This is a genomic window from Ornithinibacillus bavariensis (genome assembly GCF_050433565.1).
GTDB lineage: Bacteria > Bacillota > Bacilli > Bacillales > Amphibacillaceae > Ornithinibacillus > Ornithinibacillus bavariensis.
Genome location: NZ_JBNPWZ010000005.1, coordinates 189,475 through 204,060, shown reverse-complemented (window position 1 = coordinate 204,060; position 14,586 = coordinate 189,475). Strand labels below are relative to the sequence as shown.

General features: G+C 35.9%; 18 protein-coding genes. 6 read left to right on the top strand and 12 right to left on the bottom strand.

Annotation, left to right across the window (positions count from 1 at the left end; genetic code table 11):
- The gene (locus HNR27_RS11200; RefSeq protein ID WP_429339785.1) at positions 1–1,152 is read right to left on the bottom strand and encodes an exonuclease SbcCD subunit D; all 1,152 of its coding nucleotides are present in this window, start codon (positions 1,150–1,152) and stop codon (positions 1–3) included.
- Positions 1,153–1,275: 123 nt separating this feature from the next.
- On the opposite strand from HNR27_RS11200, the gene HNR27_RS11195 reads away from it, so the two are divergent.
- A complete protein-coding gene (locus tag HNR27_RS11195; RefSeq protein ID WP_429339784.1) occupies positions 1,276–1,599 on the top strand; it encodes a YolD-like family protein in 324 nt (107 codons plus the stop codon).
- 24 nt (positions 1,600–1,623) lie between these two features.
- On the opposite strand, the gene HNR27_RS11190 is transcribed toward HNR27_RS11195, so the two are convergent.
- The 6 genes from HNR27_RS11190 to HNR27_RS11165 all read right to left on the bottom strand — a co-directional run bounded on the left by HNR27_RS11190 (position 1,624) and on the right by HNR27_RS11165 (position 4,759).
- The gene (locus HNR27_RS11190; RefSeq protein WP_212921873.1) at positions 1,624–1,845 is read right to left on the bottom strand and encodes a YozE family protein; all 222 of its coding nucleotides are present in this window, start codon (positions 1,843–1,845) and stop codon (positions 1,624–1,626) included.
- Positions 1,846–1,870: 25 nt separating this feature from the next.
- Positions 1,871–2,614, bottom strand: coding sequence for a twin-arginine translocase subunit TatC (gene tatC / locus HNR27_RS11185; protein WP_429339783.1), 744 nt, complete (start codon positions 2,612–2,614; stop codon positions 1,871–1,873).
- Positions 2,615–2,693: 79 nt separating this feature from the next.
- A complete protein-coding gene (locus tag HNR27_RS11180; protein WP_212921875.1) occupies positions 2,694–2,897 on the bottom strand; it encodes a twin-arginine translocase TatA/TatE family subunit in 204 nt (67 codons plus the stop codon).
- A 22-nt stretch (positions 2,898–2,919) separates the two neighbouring features.
- Entirely contained in the window at positions 2,920–3,120 is a 201-nt protein-coding gene (gene tatA / locus HNR27_RS11175) for a twin-arginine translocase TatA/TatE family subunit (protein ID WP_212921876.1), read from the bottom strand.
- 165 nt (positions 3,121–3,285) lie between these two features.
- The gene (locus tag HNR27_RS11170) at positions 3,286–3,777 is read right to left on the bottom strand and encodes a dihydrofolate reductase (RefSeq protein ID WP_429339782.1); all 492 of its coding nucleotides are present in this window, start codon (positions 3,775–3,777) and stop codon (positions 3,286–3,288) included.
- A gap of 10 nt (positions 3,778–3,787) precedes the next feature.
- Positions 3,788–4,759 (bottom strand): thymidylate synthase, encoded by a 972-nt coding sequence (locus HNR27_RS11165; RefSeq protein ID WP_429339781.1) that lies wholly within the window; start codon positions 4,757–4,759, stop codon positions 3,788–3,790.
- A 120-nt stretch (positions 4,760–4,879) separates the two neighbouring features.
- On the opposite strand from HNR27_RS11165, the gene HNR27_RS11160 reads away from it, so the two are divergent.
- Positions 4,880–5,869, top strand: coding sequence for a C40 family peptidase (locus HNR27_RS11160; RefSeq protein WP_429339780.1), 990 nt, complete (start codon positions 4,880–4,882; stop codon positions 5,867–5,869).
- A 66-nt stretch (positions 5,870–5,935) separates the two neighbouring features.
- Here the strand turns inward: HNR27_RS11160 and HNR27_RS11155 are convergent, their stop codons facing one another.
- Together HNR27_RS11155 and HNR27_RS11150 are read right to left on the bottom strand one after the other, a co-directional pair.
- Entirely contained in the window at positions 5,936–6,529 is a 594-nt protein-coding gene (locus HNR27_RS11155; RefSeq protein WP_429339779.1) for an HD domain-containing protein, read from the bottom strand.
- Positions 6,530–8,203: a formate--tetrahydrofolate ligase gene (locus HNR27_RS11150; RefSeq protein ID WP_429339778.1), complete on the bottom strand. Its 1,674-nt coding sequence runs from the start codon at positions 8,201–8,203 to the stop codon at positions 6,530–6,532.
- Positions 8,204–8,544: 341 nt separating this feature from the next.
- On the opposite strand from HNR27_RS11150, the gene cspD reads away from it, so the two are divergent.
- Complete coding sequence (gene cspD, locus HNR27_RS11145) at positions 8,545–8,745, top strand: cold-shock protein CspD (protein WP_212921881.1); 201 nt, start codon at positions 8,545–8,547, stop codon at positions 8,743–8,745.
- 89 nt (positions 8,746–8,834) lie between these two features.
- On the opposite strand, the gene HNR27_RS11140 is transcribed toward cspD, so the two are convergent.
- The gene (locus tag HNR27_RS11140) at positions 8,835–9,353 is read right to left on the bottom strand and encodes an isoprenylcysteine carboxyl methyltransferase family protein (RefSeq protein ID WP_429339777.1); all 519 of its coding nucleotides are present in this window, start codon (positions 9,351–9,353) and stop codon (positions 8,835–8,837) included.
- Positions 9,353–10,426, bottom strand: a complete 1,074-nt coding sequence (locus tag HNR27_RS11135; protein WP_429339776.1) for a type III polyketide synthase — start codon at positions 10,424–10,426, stop codon at positions 9,353–9,355. Before HNR27_RS11135 ends, HNR27_RS11140 begins: the two co-directional genes overlap by 1 nt.
- A gap of 244 nt (positions 10,427–10,670) precedes the next feature.
- Here HNR27_RS11135 and HNR27_RS11130 point away from each other — a divergent pair, with 244 nt between their 5' ends.
- From HNR27_RS11130 to HNR27_RS11120, 3 genes are read left to right on the top strand one after another with little or no spacing between them, the layout of a single operon-like run.
- Entirely contained in the window at positions 10,671–10,811 is a 141-nt protein-coding gene (locus tag HNR27_RS11130; protein WP_212921884.1) for a cytochrome c oxidase subunit 2A, read from the top strand.
- Between the two features lie 27 nt (positions 10,812–10,838).
- Positions 10,839–11,342, top strand: a complete 504-nt coding sequence (locus HNR27_RS11125) for a cytochrome c oxidase subunit II (RefSeq protein WP_429339775.1) — start codon at positions 10,839–10,841, stop codon at positions 11,340–11,342.
- Complete coding sequence (locus HNR27_RS11120) at positions 11,342–13,027, top strand: b(o/a)3-type cytochrome-c oxidase subunit 1 (protein ID WP_429339774.1); 1,686 nt, start codon at positions 11,342–11,344, stop codon at positions 13,025–13,027. Before HNR27_RS11125 ends, HNR27_RS11120 begins: the two co-directional genes overlap by 1 nt.
- 59 nt (positions 13,028–13,086) lie before the next feature.
- Here HNR27_RS11120 and HNR27_RS11115 read toward each other — a convergent pair whose 3' ends face one another.
- Positions 13,087–14,586 (bottom strand): carboxypeptidase M32, encoded by a 1,500-nt coding sequence (locus tag HNR27_RS11115; protein ID WP_429339773.1) that lies wholly within the window; start codon positions 14,584–14,586, stop codon positions 13,087–13,089.

The window sequence follows — 14,586 nt, the reverse complement described above, 5'->3', positions numbered from 1 at the left end:
CTATTCCCCTCTTTCCTTTGCTATTACACTAGAAATCGTTTTTTGAATATAGTTCATTCGCTTCTCATCGATATCTTCCTCGGTGATTTCCTTGTAAAATGAAGCGAAGAGTTCCATATGTGATTGGGTTTGTTTTTTTCTAATATGCTGTAAATCTAGCAAACTCTTCGTGGTTGAAAAGCCAACACGTTCCAATCGTAAAATATTAGGGTAGATTTTTCTTAGTTTGTACATTGGATCCATAATCTGACCTTTATCAAGTAGTCGTATATGCAAATAATCCTCTGGTGATTCAAGTGGCTGATTCAATAACTCTTCGAAGAATCCTTCTACTACTCGCATATCATGCTTTGGAATTAGCGGAATTGACTCTAGTTTACAATGACCCGTTCTATCTATTTCAACCATTGTTACCGATTTTTTGTGTGTGGATTCGGAAAAGGAATATTTTAAGATAGAACCACTATATCGAACGACATCACGCATAATACGCTGTGGCTGATGTAAATGTCCAAGTGCCACATAAACAAAATCATCAAAAAGACTAGCGTCTACATATGGTGTCCCACCTATCATGGAAAGTCGTTCTTCTGATTCTGATTCCATTCCACCTGCAACAAATGCATGTCCAACAAAAATATGACGATCATTCATGTTGTTATGTTCCTTTATATAGTTAGTTATTGCTTCCATTGCTTTTTGATGCGAATTTATTGTATTATCCTGGAAAAAAGCTCTTGCTTCAGCAGGTTCAATATATGGAACTAAATGAAAATAAACTGGTCCATGTTCATCATAGAGGACAACTGGATTAAGACTTCTAGTAAGATTCGTTTCAATGTAAAGCTGTTGCGCGCGAAACATCTCTGTACCGAATTCTAATCTTTCCGGACTATCATGATTTCCTGAAATTGCAAGTACGGGTACATTTATATCTGTAACAAGGGTTGTTAATACTCGGTTTAGTAAATCAACTGCTTCTTTAGGAGGGACAGCACGATCGTATAGATCCCCTGCAATTACAACACAATCTGGTTTCTCACTTCGTATAATATCCAATAATTGGTTTAGAATATATTCTTGTTCCTCTGTCATGTGAACACTGTTTACAATCTTACCTAAGTGCCAATCAGCTGTGTGCAGTATTTTCATCTTTGTTTCCCCCTTGTGTATGCATGATTTTACTTTATTTTAACATGATTATAGTAACTTCAGTAGAAAGAAATGTTGAATAACAAACAAACGTTCGTATATAATAATAATGAGGTGATTCTCTTGATAAGTGACAGAGGCTCGATTAAATGGACTTCTTTAATGTTACCAGAGCATGTTGAACTGCTTAAGAAGATATGGAACGAGGATAAAAAAGTCGTTAAGCCAATGCTGGATGAACAAGAGCTGGAAACGATAAATAGACGTATAATCGAAGCAAATCAAAACAATGAAGAGGTTCGTATTACGTACTTTGAAAGTGGAAAAATTATAGAGATACAAGGCATTATTTCTAAATTAGATCAATTAAATCAAGTTATAATACTTCAAGATTTAAATAAAGAAAAACATTACATCCCTTTCACTTCCATTTGTTCTATCATATAAAAATGCTCTGGAAATTCCAGAGCATTAATCTTTTTCCTTCAACAAATACTGATCCCATAAGGCATCAAAAACAGCAATCGCATTTGTAAAAGGACTATTCCATTCCAGATAATCACTAATCTCGTGATACTCAGTAGAATGCTTCGGAAAGTTATGATCCTGAAACATCCAATCAGCTAATTTACTCTCATCATCTGGCTTCTTTTTTCCCCGATAAGTCATCATAAAATGATAAAAAGATCGCATATATACACCTCAAAAGCTTACAAAATTATGCCTCCATAAATTCTCGATGCTTTTCTTCTCTTTTACGATACACAGAACTAGACAATAAAATACTAATTTCATATAACAAAAAGAAAGGGATCGACACGACAATTGGTAAGAAAAAGTCTGGTGGTGTTACCATAGTGCTTATAATTACCAAAACAAAGTAAGCATATTTTCTAGTTTTCCGCATGAATCTTGGTGTTAGAATACCAAGACTTGTTAGGAACATAGCTATTATCGGTATTTCAAAGATAATAGCAAATGGTAACGTAACCCGGAATAAAAATTTAAAGTATTTTTCCGCGGTAAACATTTCGTTAAACATGCCATTATTTAACGATAATAAAAATGGCAAAATTAACTTAATAAACATAAAATAACCAACAACTAAACCGCCAAGAAATAAAAGAAAAATGGCAGGAATAAAAGCTAAGGATGCTCTTCGTTCCTTAGGGGTTAGTCCTGGTTTAATAAACATCCATAATTGAAACGCCAAGATTGGAATTGTACCTGCTATTGCGACAATCCCAGCAACTGTAATAGAGATCCAAACAATTTCTCCGACACCAATTAATGTTAATTTAAAATCAAAATCATTTAGAAAAAACTTCAAAATATCATCGACATAAATAAAACTGATGATAAAAAATGCAACAAAAAATACTGCTGATATTACTAGCCTATTTCGCAATTCAGATAGATGAGCAGTAAAATTCATTTCCTTTTCAGGGTTTTTTCGTACCATACTTTACACCTCAAGTGTTGCTAGACTTATGTATGACAAACAGAAAAGAAGATGCAAGGTTTAAAACCTTACACCTTTCTTAGTCGTTTTTTATCGTTGTATTCGTTTCTTTCGTAGGTTTTGCTTCCGTATCATCATCTGAAACAATTTCTTTTGCAGCGTTGCGAAACTCTCGTAAGGAACTACCAAAGGCTTTTCCTATTTCAGGGAGTTTGGAAGGACCAAAAACTACCAACGCAACAATAAGAATTAAAATTAAACCTGGAATACCAATACTACTCATTCTCACTCACTCCAAAAGATTTTTAGTTGTCTTTTCCTTTGACGATGTCTTTTGTTTCTTTCATTTCTTCTGTTACATCTTCTGTTAAATCTTTCGTTGATTTTTTAAATTCACGTAGTGTTTGTCCAGCTGCTTTCCCGATTTCAGGAAGCTTTTTCGGACCAAAAATAACTAACGCAATGATAAGTATTAATATTAAACCTGGAATTCCAATGGTTGCCATGCTTACACCTTCTTCAATCGATTAAAGTAATTATAGTTTAAAAGCATTTGAAAAGATATGTAACCGTAAAAACTATCACAAAAAGTTCAAAAAGAATAAAGATGGTTCCTTTTAAACCATCTTTATTTTATCAGTTCTAGCCATGATATACAACTCCAAAGCAAATCACTTTATTCGGTCATATTGAATAAAATAATAATCGTACGGATTTTTATCATCTCTTTTACCTTTGATCCGCGAAACTTCATTCCAATCTTCCAACGAAAAATCAGGAAAATAAATATCTCCTGCAAATTCCTCATCTATGAGAGTCACATACATCCGATCAGCATATGGTAATATCTGTTCAAATAATCCGCCACCACCAATGACAAATATCTCGTCCTCTGGATGATCAGTACTCCACTCGAGAAAGGTATTCATATCATGAATTAGTTCTACACCCTCTGGAAGGCTGATTTCCTTCTTACTTAGAACAACATTTCTCCGATTAGGTAGTGCTCGTCCAATAGAATCAAATGTTTTTCTACCCATAATAATTGTGTGGCCTGTTGTTTTTTCCTTAAAAAACTTCAAGTCATTCGGTAAATGCCAGGGTAAATCATTGTTTGCACCAATTAATCGATTACGATCCATCGCAAATAATAATGAAATCATATAATCCTCCTTATACTGCAATTGGAGCTTTAATAGTAGGATGTGGATCATACCCAACTATTTCAAAATCAGATAGCTCAAAGTCAAAGATGGATTTTTTGTTCTGATTTAAACGAAGCTGTGGTAAAGCTCTAATATCTCTTTCTAATTGAATATTTACTTGTTCTACATGGTTTTGATAGATATGTGCATCCCCTAGTGTATGAACAAATTCACCTACATCAAGATCTGTTTCGTGTGCAATTAAATGGGTTAATAATGCATAGCTTGCAATATTAAAAGGCACACCTAAAAAAACATCTGCACTACGTTGATATAGCTGACATGATAGTTTACCATCAGCAACATAGAACTGGAACAGCGTATGACAAGGTGGTAAAGCCATGTTTGGCACATCCTCTGGGTTCCATGCCGATACGATATGTCTTCGAGAGTTCGGATTCTGACGAATAGAATCGATTACATCCTTTAGCTGATCAATTGTTTCATGTTGGGATGTCTTCCAGTCTCGCCATTGCTTGCCATAAACAAACCCAAGATCACCGTATTTATTAGCAAACTCATCATCTGCTAAAACCGACTTCTTAAATATCTCCATTTGCTCTTCATATTGCTCATTAAATGTTGCATCCGTTTGACTTCGATTACCAAAGTCAGTCATATCTGGGCCAGTGTACTCATCACTTTCCACCCATTTCTTAAATGCCCATTCATTCCATATATTATTATTATTTTCTAATAGATAACGAATGTTTGTGTCCCCTTTAATAAACCAAAGTAGCTCACTTGCGACTAATCGGAATGGTACTCTCTTCGTTGTCAATAACGGAAATCCTTCCGATAAATCAAAACGCATTTGGTGGCCAAAAATGGAATAAGTTCCAGTATTCGTTCGGTCATCTCGTTTTGTACCATTTGATAAAATTGTTTTGCAAAGGTCTAGGTATGCTTGTTCTCCTTTTACCACTATATTCTCCCCCATAGTAAAATTATTTTATTTCATTGTAACATAAATCTTGTAACATAATCGTAATTCATAAATCAATTAATTTAACAATAAAACTAGTTAACAAGAGTCCAACTTTGAAAGGGGATTTTTTGCATGTTGAATGGTACGGTGGAAAGTATCGCAAAAAACACACTTTTGTATAGCTTCGTATTAAGCCAACCATTTGCCGTATATGCAGGAGCCTATCCAATATTTGAAAATAAAACACTATTAGAAGCGAAAGAATTGAATTATGGTGATCACGGTGAAGCAGTTAGAATCTTGCAATTTAAATTAAATGAGCTTTCCTATTACAATGACAAGGTTGATGGTGAACTAGGTGTTTTAACAGAGCATGCGATAAAAAAGTTTCAACGAGACCATAACATAACTATTTCTGGGCAAGCAGACAAAGAAACTATCTACGCTTTAATTGAAGTTGACATTGATAATCATTTAAAACGTTTAGAAAGGTTATCTGGATCAGTATATCCTGGATTACGGGGCGAGGATGTAAAGATTGTTCAAGAATCCCTTCAGTACTTCGGTTACTATGAAGGCGAAATTGACGGTATTTACGGACCATTAACGAAAAAGGCAGTCGAAATTGCTGAAGAAAGACATAACATAGATTTTTTAGATGAAGCACCAAAACAATCCTTGTCTACGATGTATGAATCACAGAAGCAAACCTCTACTATATCAAATACCAAACAATCTAATGTAAAATCTGTATCTGTAAAAAGCAATTATTCCTCTATTATTCAAACTGCATATGCATACATTGGTACTCCTTATGTTTGGGGTGGTACATCACCTGGAGGCTTTGATTGCAGTGGATTTTTAAATTATGTGTATAGTGTGAATGGTATCACTATCCCGAGAACTGTTAGCGACATCTGGAACTATGCCCAACCAGTAAACTCGTTATCTGTTGGAGATATCGTCTTTTATCAAACGTATAAACCAGGTCCCTCTCATGCCGGTATTTACCTAGGTAATGGCCAATTTATTCATGCAGGAAATAATGGTGTGGAGATTAGTAATATGGGTGAAGCATATTGGCAACAGCGATACTTAGGGGCAAAGAAAATTGGCGGTTAAATACTCATTAGATATGAAATGAAACGAAAGCAAGTAATTCTTTTACACATTACTTGCTTTCGTTCTTTAGTTCCACTCTTCGAAAAACTGTTCTAAATACAATTCAACAAATGCATGCCTCTTACTTGCCAACCTTTTCGCAGCTTCTGTATGGAGTGTATCCTTTAAGGTCAAGATTTTATCATAAAAATGCTGGACAGAGGTTCCTTCCTTCTTCTCTTCATGATAAATTAATCGACCCTTGGAGCCACCGTATGCAAACGTTCTGGCAATACCAATTGCGCCTATCGCATCTATTCGATCCGCATCTTGAATAATCTTACCTTCGATACTGGAAGGAATTTTCCCCTTACTAAACGATACATTGACTATCGCTTCATGAATTGCTAAAATCTGTTCTTCTGATAAATGAATGGACCTTAGAAATTCGTCCATCTCTGCCAAAGCTGCCATCGGATCTTGGAACAATTTATGATCACCGACATCATGTAGCCATGCACCAGCGATACAGATAAACTGATCCGCCTTCTCCTCTTTAGCAATATCCTCAGCAAGTCTTGCCACACGCTTTAAATGGAAAAAGTCATGTCCGCTTGAATCCTTTCCAAAAAGCTCCTGACAATACGCTTGAATGGCTTCTAATTGCTGAACTTGACTCATTTAAAATAACCCTACAATCTTACCGTCTTCTGTTACATCCATTTTTAGCGCAGCAGGACTTTTCGGTAAACCAGGCATTGTCATGATATCACCAGTGAGAGCGACAATGAAACCAGCACCTATTGACGGACGAAGCTCGCGAATTGTTATGGTAAAGCCTTTGGGACGACCTAAAAGCGCTGGATTATCAGAGAGCGAATATTGGGTTTTCGCCATACAAACTGGTAGCTCTCCCCAACCTTGTTTCTCAAAAAATGCTAGCTGTTTTTTGGCTTTAGAAGAAAGCTCAACTCCGTCTGCACCATATACAGTTCGAGCAATCTTAGTCATTTTTATTTCTAATGGATCCTCTAATTCATAGACTCGCTTAAAGCTCTTTTCCCCTTTTTCAATCGTTTGAACAACTTTTTGTGCAAGTTCAATTCCGCCCTCTCCACCTTTTGCCCAAACATCTGTCATTGCAACTGTGTAGCCTCTTTGCTCACACCAAGCTTCAATGACGTTAACTTCATTTACTGTATCTGTAGGAAATTTATTTATCGCAACAACAAAAGGTAGTCCAAAATATTGAATTGTTTCAATATGCTTTTGCAGATTTTCCATTCCAGCTCTCAATGCTTCTAAGTTCTCTTCTGTTAGGTTGTTCTTAGGAACCCCACCATGCATTTTTAAAGCTCGAACTGTTGCAACAATGACTACTGCATCTGTGTCAATATTTCCAGCTCTAGTCTTAATATCCAGAAACTTTTCAGCACCTAAATCTGCTCCAAACCCTGCTTCGGTTACAACGTATTCACCTAGTTTTACCGCTGTTTTCGTGGCAATAATACTATTACATCCATGAGCAATATTCGCAAATGGTCCACCATGGATAATGGCTGGTGTATTTTCAATTGTTTGAACAAGATTCGGCTTAATTGCATCTTTCAGTAATAGCGTCAAGGCACCTTCTACTTTTAAGTCGTGAACATAAACCGGTTCTTCCTGATAGGTATAGCCAATCATTATATTGGAAATCCGCTTTTTAAGATCCTGTAAATCAGTTGCTAAACAGAGAATCGCCATGATTTCTGATGCAACAGTTATATTGAAACCATCCTCTCTAGGGACACCACGTAAAGGTCCACCAAGACCAATAACAATTTGTCTAAGTGCTCGATCGTTCATATCCATTACGCGCTTAAATTCAATTCTTCTAGGATCAATACCTAATTCATTACCTTGATGAATATGGTTGTCTATCATGGCTGCCAATGCATTATTTGCACTCGTGATAGCATGTAAATCCCCTGTAAAATGGAGATTAATGTCTTCCATTGGCAAAACTTGTGAGTATCCTCCCCCGGCTGCACCACCTTTAATTCCCATAACAGGGCCAAGCGAAGGCTCTCTAAGTGCAATCACCGCTTTTTTGCCTATTTTATTTAGGGCTTGTCCAAGTCCTACCGTTACAGTAGACTTTCCTTCTCCCGCTGGTGTAGGACTAATTGCTGTAACAAGAATAACCTTTCCATTTGGATTATCAGCTAATTTCTCCAATAATTTGTCGGAAAGTTTTGCTTTTGTATGACCGTATGGCTCCCAATCCGCTTCCGCAAGATTTAAACCCTCAGCAATTTCTTTTATTGGTTTTAATCTTGCTTCTTGTGCTATTTCAATATCCGTTTTCACCATGTCAATTCCTCCTCCCATTACCCAAACATTTTTTAAAAAAATGATACATATTTTTACCCTAACATTACACAATAAGATTATACAACGATTGCCAACAAAACAACAGAAAGTATTGGATTATTCTGTACAATATACCCAATAATCTTGACTGGCAATGTAAAATAAGCTATAGTTGACACAAGCAAAGAGGATTTATGGATCATTAAAATTGGTAACTTCGACATGAAAGAAGTAGGATGCTTTATGATCCAAACTTTCGTCTTAGTTGCCTTTTTTTGATACTCATTTTTCTCATTTGTATTAACACGTTTTACGTGAAAGTTTTTAGGAGGTCTATTTACATGGAAAACGGAGTAGTAAAGTGGTTTAATGCAGAAAAAGGCTATGGATTTATTTCTGTTGAAGGTGGAAATGATGTATTTGTTCACTTTTCAGCGATCCAAGGAGAAGGCTTTAAAACATTAGAAGAAGGTCAAGAAGTATCATTTGAAATTGTGGAAGGCGAACGTGGTCCACAAGCAGCAAACGTAGTTAAAAAATAACCATATAGACAAAACGGTAATCCCTTTTGATTACCGTTTTTTTGAACAATAAACATAGCCCCGCTTCTGTAGCGAGGCTATGTTTATTGTTAGAGCTTTGACAAAGATGCAAGTGCTTTTTCCTCTGCAGGTATCCGAATCCGTAATAAAAGAATATGAAGAATTGGAAATACGATAGCAGTGATATACGCTCCAAATAAAATTGGGATAACAAATAGCTCAACGGCAACGATAATGTAGTTTGGATGCTTTACATATTTATATGGCCCCTTTCTTATTAAGGAAACACGGGGTAATACAATGATCTTGGTATTCCAAAAACGACCTAAGGAAGAAATACACCAAATACGTGCAAGCTGAGCAGCGAAAAACACTAGAAAATAGATATAATTAAAGGAAATTTCTTGATTATCAAGCTTAGCAATTGTTTCTAGAAAAAGACTAATAAAAAATAGAAGATGTAAATAGATAAACCATTTATAATGCGCACTTCCTGCTTCAATACCACCTCTTGCTTTCATCCATTTTTCATTGTTTTTAGCGATAACTAGCTCAATTATTCTCTGGCCAATAATCAACAGTATCAATATCCACATCCATATTTGCATTATTTATCCCACTCCACCAGTATTATTTCTGAACTAAAGCCAGGTCCTAAAGCACATATAATACCCTTGTCCCCACTTTTCATATCCTCTTTTAGCCATCTTTGCAGTACGTACTGAACTGTTGCAGATGACATATTTCCGTGATCATTTAATACTTTCTCAGAATACTTTAGCTTTTCCGGATGAATATGTAGTGATTGCTTCATCGCGTCCAATACTTTTTTACCACCAGGGTGGGCAATGAAGCCTTTGATATCTTCTATTTCTACTTGCTCAACTTCCATAAAACTCAGCATATGGTCCTTCCAAATCGTTTCAACAAGTGCAGGAATACTTTTAGAAAAAACGACTTCAAAGCCTGAGTTAACAACACCCCACCCCATCACATCGGTACTGTCTTTCTTGGTATAGGAGCTGTAGCTTTTAATCATTGGTAATAATTTATTTTGTTCTTCCCGATACTTAGATTTCTCTCCTATAAGTAATACCGCACTAATTCCATCCCCAAATAATGCAGTTCCAATTATATTACTTTTCTTATGGTCGCCACGTTGGAAGGTTAAGCTACAAATCTCACAGTTCACAAGTAATGCTGTTTTTTCTGGATTTGCTTTTAACCAATTATGAACTCGTGATAGACCAATGGCACCACCTGCACAACCTAACCCCCAGAGCGGCATCCGTTCTACATTACGGCGAAATGGCCGTTTATTCATTAGGAAAGTATCAATAGAGGGTGTTGATACTCCCGTACTTGAGACAAATACTAGCATATCTATTTCATCGTAATTTATTGTAGTTTGTTCTAAGCAATGATCCATCGCCTCTAGGGAGTATTGAATTGCAAGCTCATGATATAATCTATTCCGCTCTTCAAAGCTATGCTCCGATAAAAACCATTCCTCTGGCACAACAAGCTGCCTGTGTTTAATAGCAGCATTATCAAATACTGGTAACAGCCTTTCAATTACTCTTTCCGAATAACTGAATATATGCTGAACTAAATCTTTTACCCTTGTCTGTGATATTTCATATTTTGGAATTCCTGTTCCAACCGAACGTATTATCGCCATCTTCTCACCTTAATCAGAAACAATATTAGAGTTAGTTTGTTGCTGTTTTCATAATTTATTACGTTTTTTTACATATTTCTGCCACAATATTTACCACGGAATTTTACAAAAACCAAGAAACACCTAGCTTTATCGCCATTATTGAACATTATTTGAACGATGCATTTGCAATATTTTCAAGAGAAAAAAATTGTGTATGATGAAGGTGCAAGAACTAATTCATTGCAAAAGGAGGCTAATTCTCATGAGTAATGATGAGAAGAAAAAAGCGAACCACAACGAAGAGAAATCAGATTTAAAGGGCACATTTGTTTCTGTCATGATTTTAGGTGTATTTTTAGTTATTAGCTGGATTGGTGCCTTTACATTATTTCTCTCAAGGTAGATTTATTAAAAGGAGTGTGAATGGACGATGCATTTGCATAAGTATGAAAAAATTTGGCTGACATTTGGAATTGGCGCTTTAGTTATTTTCTTAATTGTTCTAGGTTATGGTGCCTTCTACAAAGGGACACATCCACAAAGTCACGGAGTTACTATTGATCAAAATAACATCGAATCTAATGAAGCATTTAAACCAGAGAACCTTGGTTTAACAAAAGTGGATGATGATAAGTACATCATCAATGTTGCCGCTAGTGCTTTTAATTATGATCTAGGAAAAGATGAGGAAGGAAATGTAGTTAAACATATTCGAATTCCTAAAGGCTCCAAAGTATTATTTCAGGCAACGTCAAAAGATGTGATACATGGATTTAATGTCGCTGGAACGAATGTAAATATGATGGTAGAACCGGGATACATTAGTAGCTTAGAAGTCGCTATGAATAAACCAGGGACGTATACAATTGTTTGTAACGAATATTGTGGAGTTGGACATCATTTGATGTATGCCACTTTGGAGGTGTATGAATAATGGAACTGGCAAAGAAAATGAAGGAAACAAAATTAACTCAAGAATTACCAATTTCAAAACAGGAATCTAAGCTTTATATGTCTTATATTTCTGTAGCATTTATTGCCTTATTAATTGGTGGATTAATGGGATTGCTTCAGGTATTTGTACGATCTGGAAAATTCACCCTACCTTTTGGAATTGATTATTATCAAGTACTTACCGTGCACGGTGTTATCTTAGGTCTTGTCTTAACAACATACTTTATCATCGGTTTTCATTTTTCATTGATGGGTAAAACTGTTGGTATTTCCCTTAAACAACGTAGAGTAGCTTGGGTGGCATTTTGGATTATGGTAATGGGTACCATTATGACAGCGACGACTATTCTATTAGGGGAAGCAAGTGTTCTATATACGTTTTATGCACCGTTACGTGCACATCCAGCATTTTATATTGGCCTTGCACTTGTTATTATAGGTAGCTGGATAGCTGGTTTTGTAAACTGGCGTCAATTAGCCGTTTGGAAAAAATCACATCGTGGTGAGAAGTCACCTTTACTTGCATTCATGGTAACAATCAATACTCTATTATGGTTTATTGCCTCTCTAGGTGTTGCAGTTGCAGTTTTAGTACAATTTATTCCATGGTCTCTTGGCTATGCAGAAACCATAAATGTACTATTAAGTAGAACACTATTCTGGTACTTTGGACACCCGCTAGTATATTTCTGGTTGTTACCTGCTTATATGGCATGGTATGCAATACTCCCTAAAATTATCGGCGGAAAAATCTTTAGTGATTCTTTAGCTAGATTGTCCTTTGTATTATTCTTATTCTTCTCCATTCCAGTTGGATTTCACCACCAGTTAACAGAGCCTGGTATTGATTCAACCTGGAAATTCATTCAAGTAGTATTAACATTTATGGTAATAATCCCAAGTTTAATGACTGCATTTTCATTGTTTGCAACGTTTGAAACTACTGGTCGTAGAAAAGGTGGAAAAGGATTATTTGGATGGTTTAAGAAGTTACCATGGAAGGATGTACGCTTCCTAGCTCCATTTATTGGTATGCTTGCCTTCATCCCTGGTGGTGCTGGCGGTATTATCAACGCTTCACACCAAATGAATGCTGTTGTTCACAATACCATTTGGGTTACAGGACATTTCCATTTAACTGTAGCAACAACTGTTATGTTGACTTTCTTTGGTATTAGCTACTGGCTGATTCCTCATTTAAGAGGGAGAAAACTCACACCAAATCTAAATCGCCTTGGTATTATCCAAGCAATCATTTGGACAGTTGGTATGACAATAATGTCTGGAGCAATGCATATTGAAGGTCTATTAGGTGGACCTAGACGTTCTTCATTCTCTGAATATGGTGGAGGAGAGCAGGTTCATGCATGGATTGGCTATCAAATGGCTCAAGCTGTTGGAGGAACGATATTATTTATTGGTATCATCTTAATGGTTTACATCTTTATTAAACTAACATTCTTTGCACCAAAGGGTGAAGAAGAATTCCCAATCGCAGCAGAGGAAGAAGATGCAGAACCAACCCCAGCTTGGTTTGAGAACTGGAAGCTCTGGATTGGTATTACTCTTGTATTAATTTTAGCTGCTTACTCAGTTCCCGTAATGGACATTATCCAACATTCTCCTGTAGGATCTGCTCCATTCGATTGGCCAATCGGAAGGTAAAAATTAACCCTAAAAAGGACTGCTTTATTGCAGTTTCTTTTTAGGGTTATTAATAGTTCTTAAAACTGATAAATATTACGATATTTCGTCGTTAAATAATCCACTAAATAATCCGGATTTAAGCCTTCACCCGTTACATCTTTTAATATATCCAATGGTTTTTTAAGCTTTCCATACTGATGAATATTTTCTGTTAACCAGTTGCGTATCTTTGAAAAATCCCCTGACCGAATGATACCATCAACATCCAAGGTCTCACTCATTTTATGCTGAAATTGAGCAGCATACATATACCCGAGTGCATAGGATGGAAAATAACCAAAATCTCCACCAGCCCAGTGTATATCTTGCAAGACTCCTTCTCGATCAGTTGGTGGCTTAATACCAAGATATTCAACCATCTTCTCATTCCATAGATGTGGCAATTCTTTCACTTCTATGTCACCATTGATCAATGCTTTTTCCAGTTCATAGCGAACCATGATATGAAGCGGATACGTTAATTCATCAGCTTCAATTCGAATAAAGGAAGGTTTCACCTCATTGACAGCCTGATAAAAATCTACTACTGAAACTTTATCAAATTCACTTGGAGCATAGTTCTTAAATAAATCATAATGGGATTCCCAGAAGACTTTATTTCTGCCAAGGAAATTCTCCCAGAATAAAGACTGGGACTCATGAATTCCCATGGAAGTACCAGATGCTAAAGGAGTTCCCTCTAACTTCTTATCAATATTTTGTTCATATAAGGCGTGACCTGCCTCATGAATGATACCAAATACTGCCATTCGAAAATCTTGTTCATCATAACGAGTTGTTATTCTGACATCATTAAGATTAAGTGTAATTTCAAATGGATGAATCGTATCATCCAAGCGTCCAGCATCAAAATCATAGCCCATACGATTTAAAATCTCAATTGAAAAATTCTTCTGGTCCTTCTTTGGAAAATGTGTTGTTAAAATAGAAGTATCTGGTTTTACAGAACTATCTTGAATTTTTTGTAATAGCTCAGTAAGTGACTTTCTAACTTTAGGAAAGACTTCATCTAATGTTTTAACCGTTACACCTGGCTCGAAATTCTGAAGTAATGCATCATAAATATTCTCCTCATAACCCCAGTAATTTGCAAACTTTTTATTGAAATCTACTAGTTTTTCTAAGTAAGGCTGGAAATCAGAAAAATTCGCATTCTCCCTTGCATCTTGCCAAACAGCTTCTGGTTTAGATTGTAGCATCACATATTCTTTAAATTCGTTTTCAGGTATTTTTTGGTTCTTTTCATAAATTTCAAGGCACTCCTGAACAGATTTCTGAATTAATTGATCCGCTGTTTGCTCCTTTAGTTCATCAATGAAATTCTTCATTTTATCTGATACTTGCATTTGATGTAGTTTTTGAGCAAGATATCCTACTACTTCAGATCGTTGCTCTACACCTTTTTTGGGAATTTTTGTCCGTAAGTCCCATTGAATTAAGGAAATAGCTTCACGTAAGGCATTTTGTTCTTTTAAAAAATCCATAAAATCCTTTTCTGTTTCTTTGATAGTTGCCAT

Coding starts and splice junctions, on each gene's coding strand:
- HNR27_RS11200 (WP_429339785.1), bottom strand. CDS start 1,152: ATGAAAATACTGCACACAGCTGATTGGCACTTAGGTAAGATTGTAAAC.
- HNR27_RS11190 (WP_212921873.1), bottom strand. CDS start 1,845: ATGCGATCTTTTTATCATTTTATGATGACTTATCGGGGAAAAAAGAAG.
- tatC (WP_429339783.1), bottom strand. CDS start 2,614: ATGGTACGAAAAAACCCTGAAAAGGAAATGAATTTTACTGCTCATCTA.
- HNR27_RS11180 (WP_212921875.1), bottom strand. CDS start 2,897: ATGAGTAGTATTGGTATTCCAGGTTTAATTTTAATTCTTATTGTTGCG.
- tatA (WP_212921876.1), bottom strand. CDS start 3,120: ATGGCAACCATTGGAATTCCAGGTTTAATATTAATACTTATCATTGCG.
- HNR27_RS11170 (WP_429339782.1), bottom strand. CDS start 3,777: ATGATTTCATTATTATTTGCGATGGATCGTAATCGATTAATTGGTGCA.
- HNR27_RS11165 (WP_429339781.1), bottom strand. CDS start 4,759: ATGGGGGAGAATATAGTGGTAAAAGGAGAACAAGCATACCTAGACCTT.
- HNR27_RS11160 (WP_429339780.1), top strand. CDS start 4,880: ATGTTGAATGGTACGGTGGAAAGTATCGCAAAAAACACACTTTTGTAT.
- HNR27_RS11155 (WP_429339779.1), bottom strand. CDS start 6,529: ATGAGTCAAGTTCAGCAATTAGAAGCCATTCAAGCGTATTGTCAGGAG.
- HNR27_RS11150 (WP_429339778.1), bottom strand. CDS start 8,203: ATGGTGAAAACGGATATTGAAATAGCACAAGAAGCAAGATTAAAACCA.
- cspD (WP_212921881.1), top strand. CDS start 8,545: ATGGAAAACGGAGTAGTAAAGTGGTTTAATGCAGAAAAAGGCTATGGA.
- HNR27_RS11140 (WP_429339777.1), bottom strand. CDS start 9,353: ATGCAAATATGGATGTGGATATTGATACTGTTGATTATTGGCCAGAGA.
- HNR27_RS11135 (WP_429339776.1), bottom strand. CDS start 10,426: ATGGCGATAATACGTTCGGTTGGAACAGGAATTCCAAAATATGAAATA.
- HNR27_RS11130 (WP_212921884.1), top strand. CDS start 10,671: ATGAGTAATGATGAGAAGAAAAAAGCGAACCACAACGAAGAGAAATCA.
- HNR27_RS11125 (WP_429339775.1), top strand. CDS start 10,839: ATGCATTTGCATAAGTATGAAAAAATTTGGCTGACATTTGGAATTGGC.
- HNR27_RS11120 (WP_429339774.1), top strand. CDS start 11,342: ATGGAACTGGCAAAGAAAATGAAGGAAACAAAATTAACTCAAGAATTA.
- HNR27_RS11115 (WP_429339773.1), bottom strand. CDS start 14,586: ATGGCAACTATCAAAGAAACAGAAAAGGATTTTATGGATTTTTTAAAA.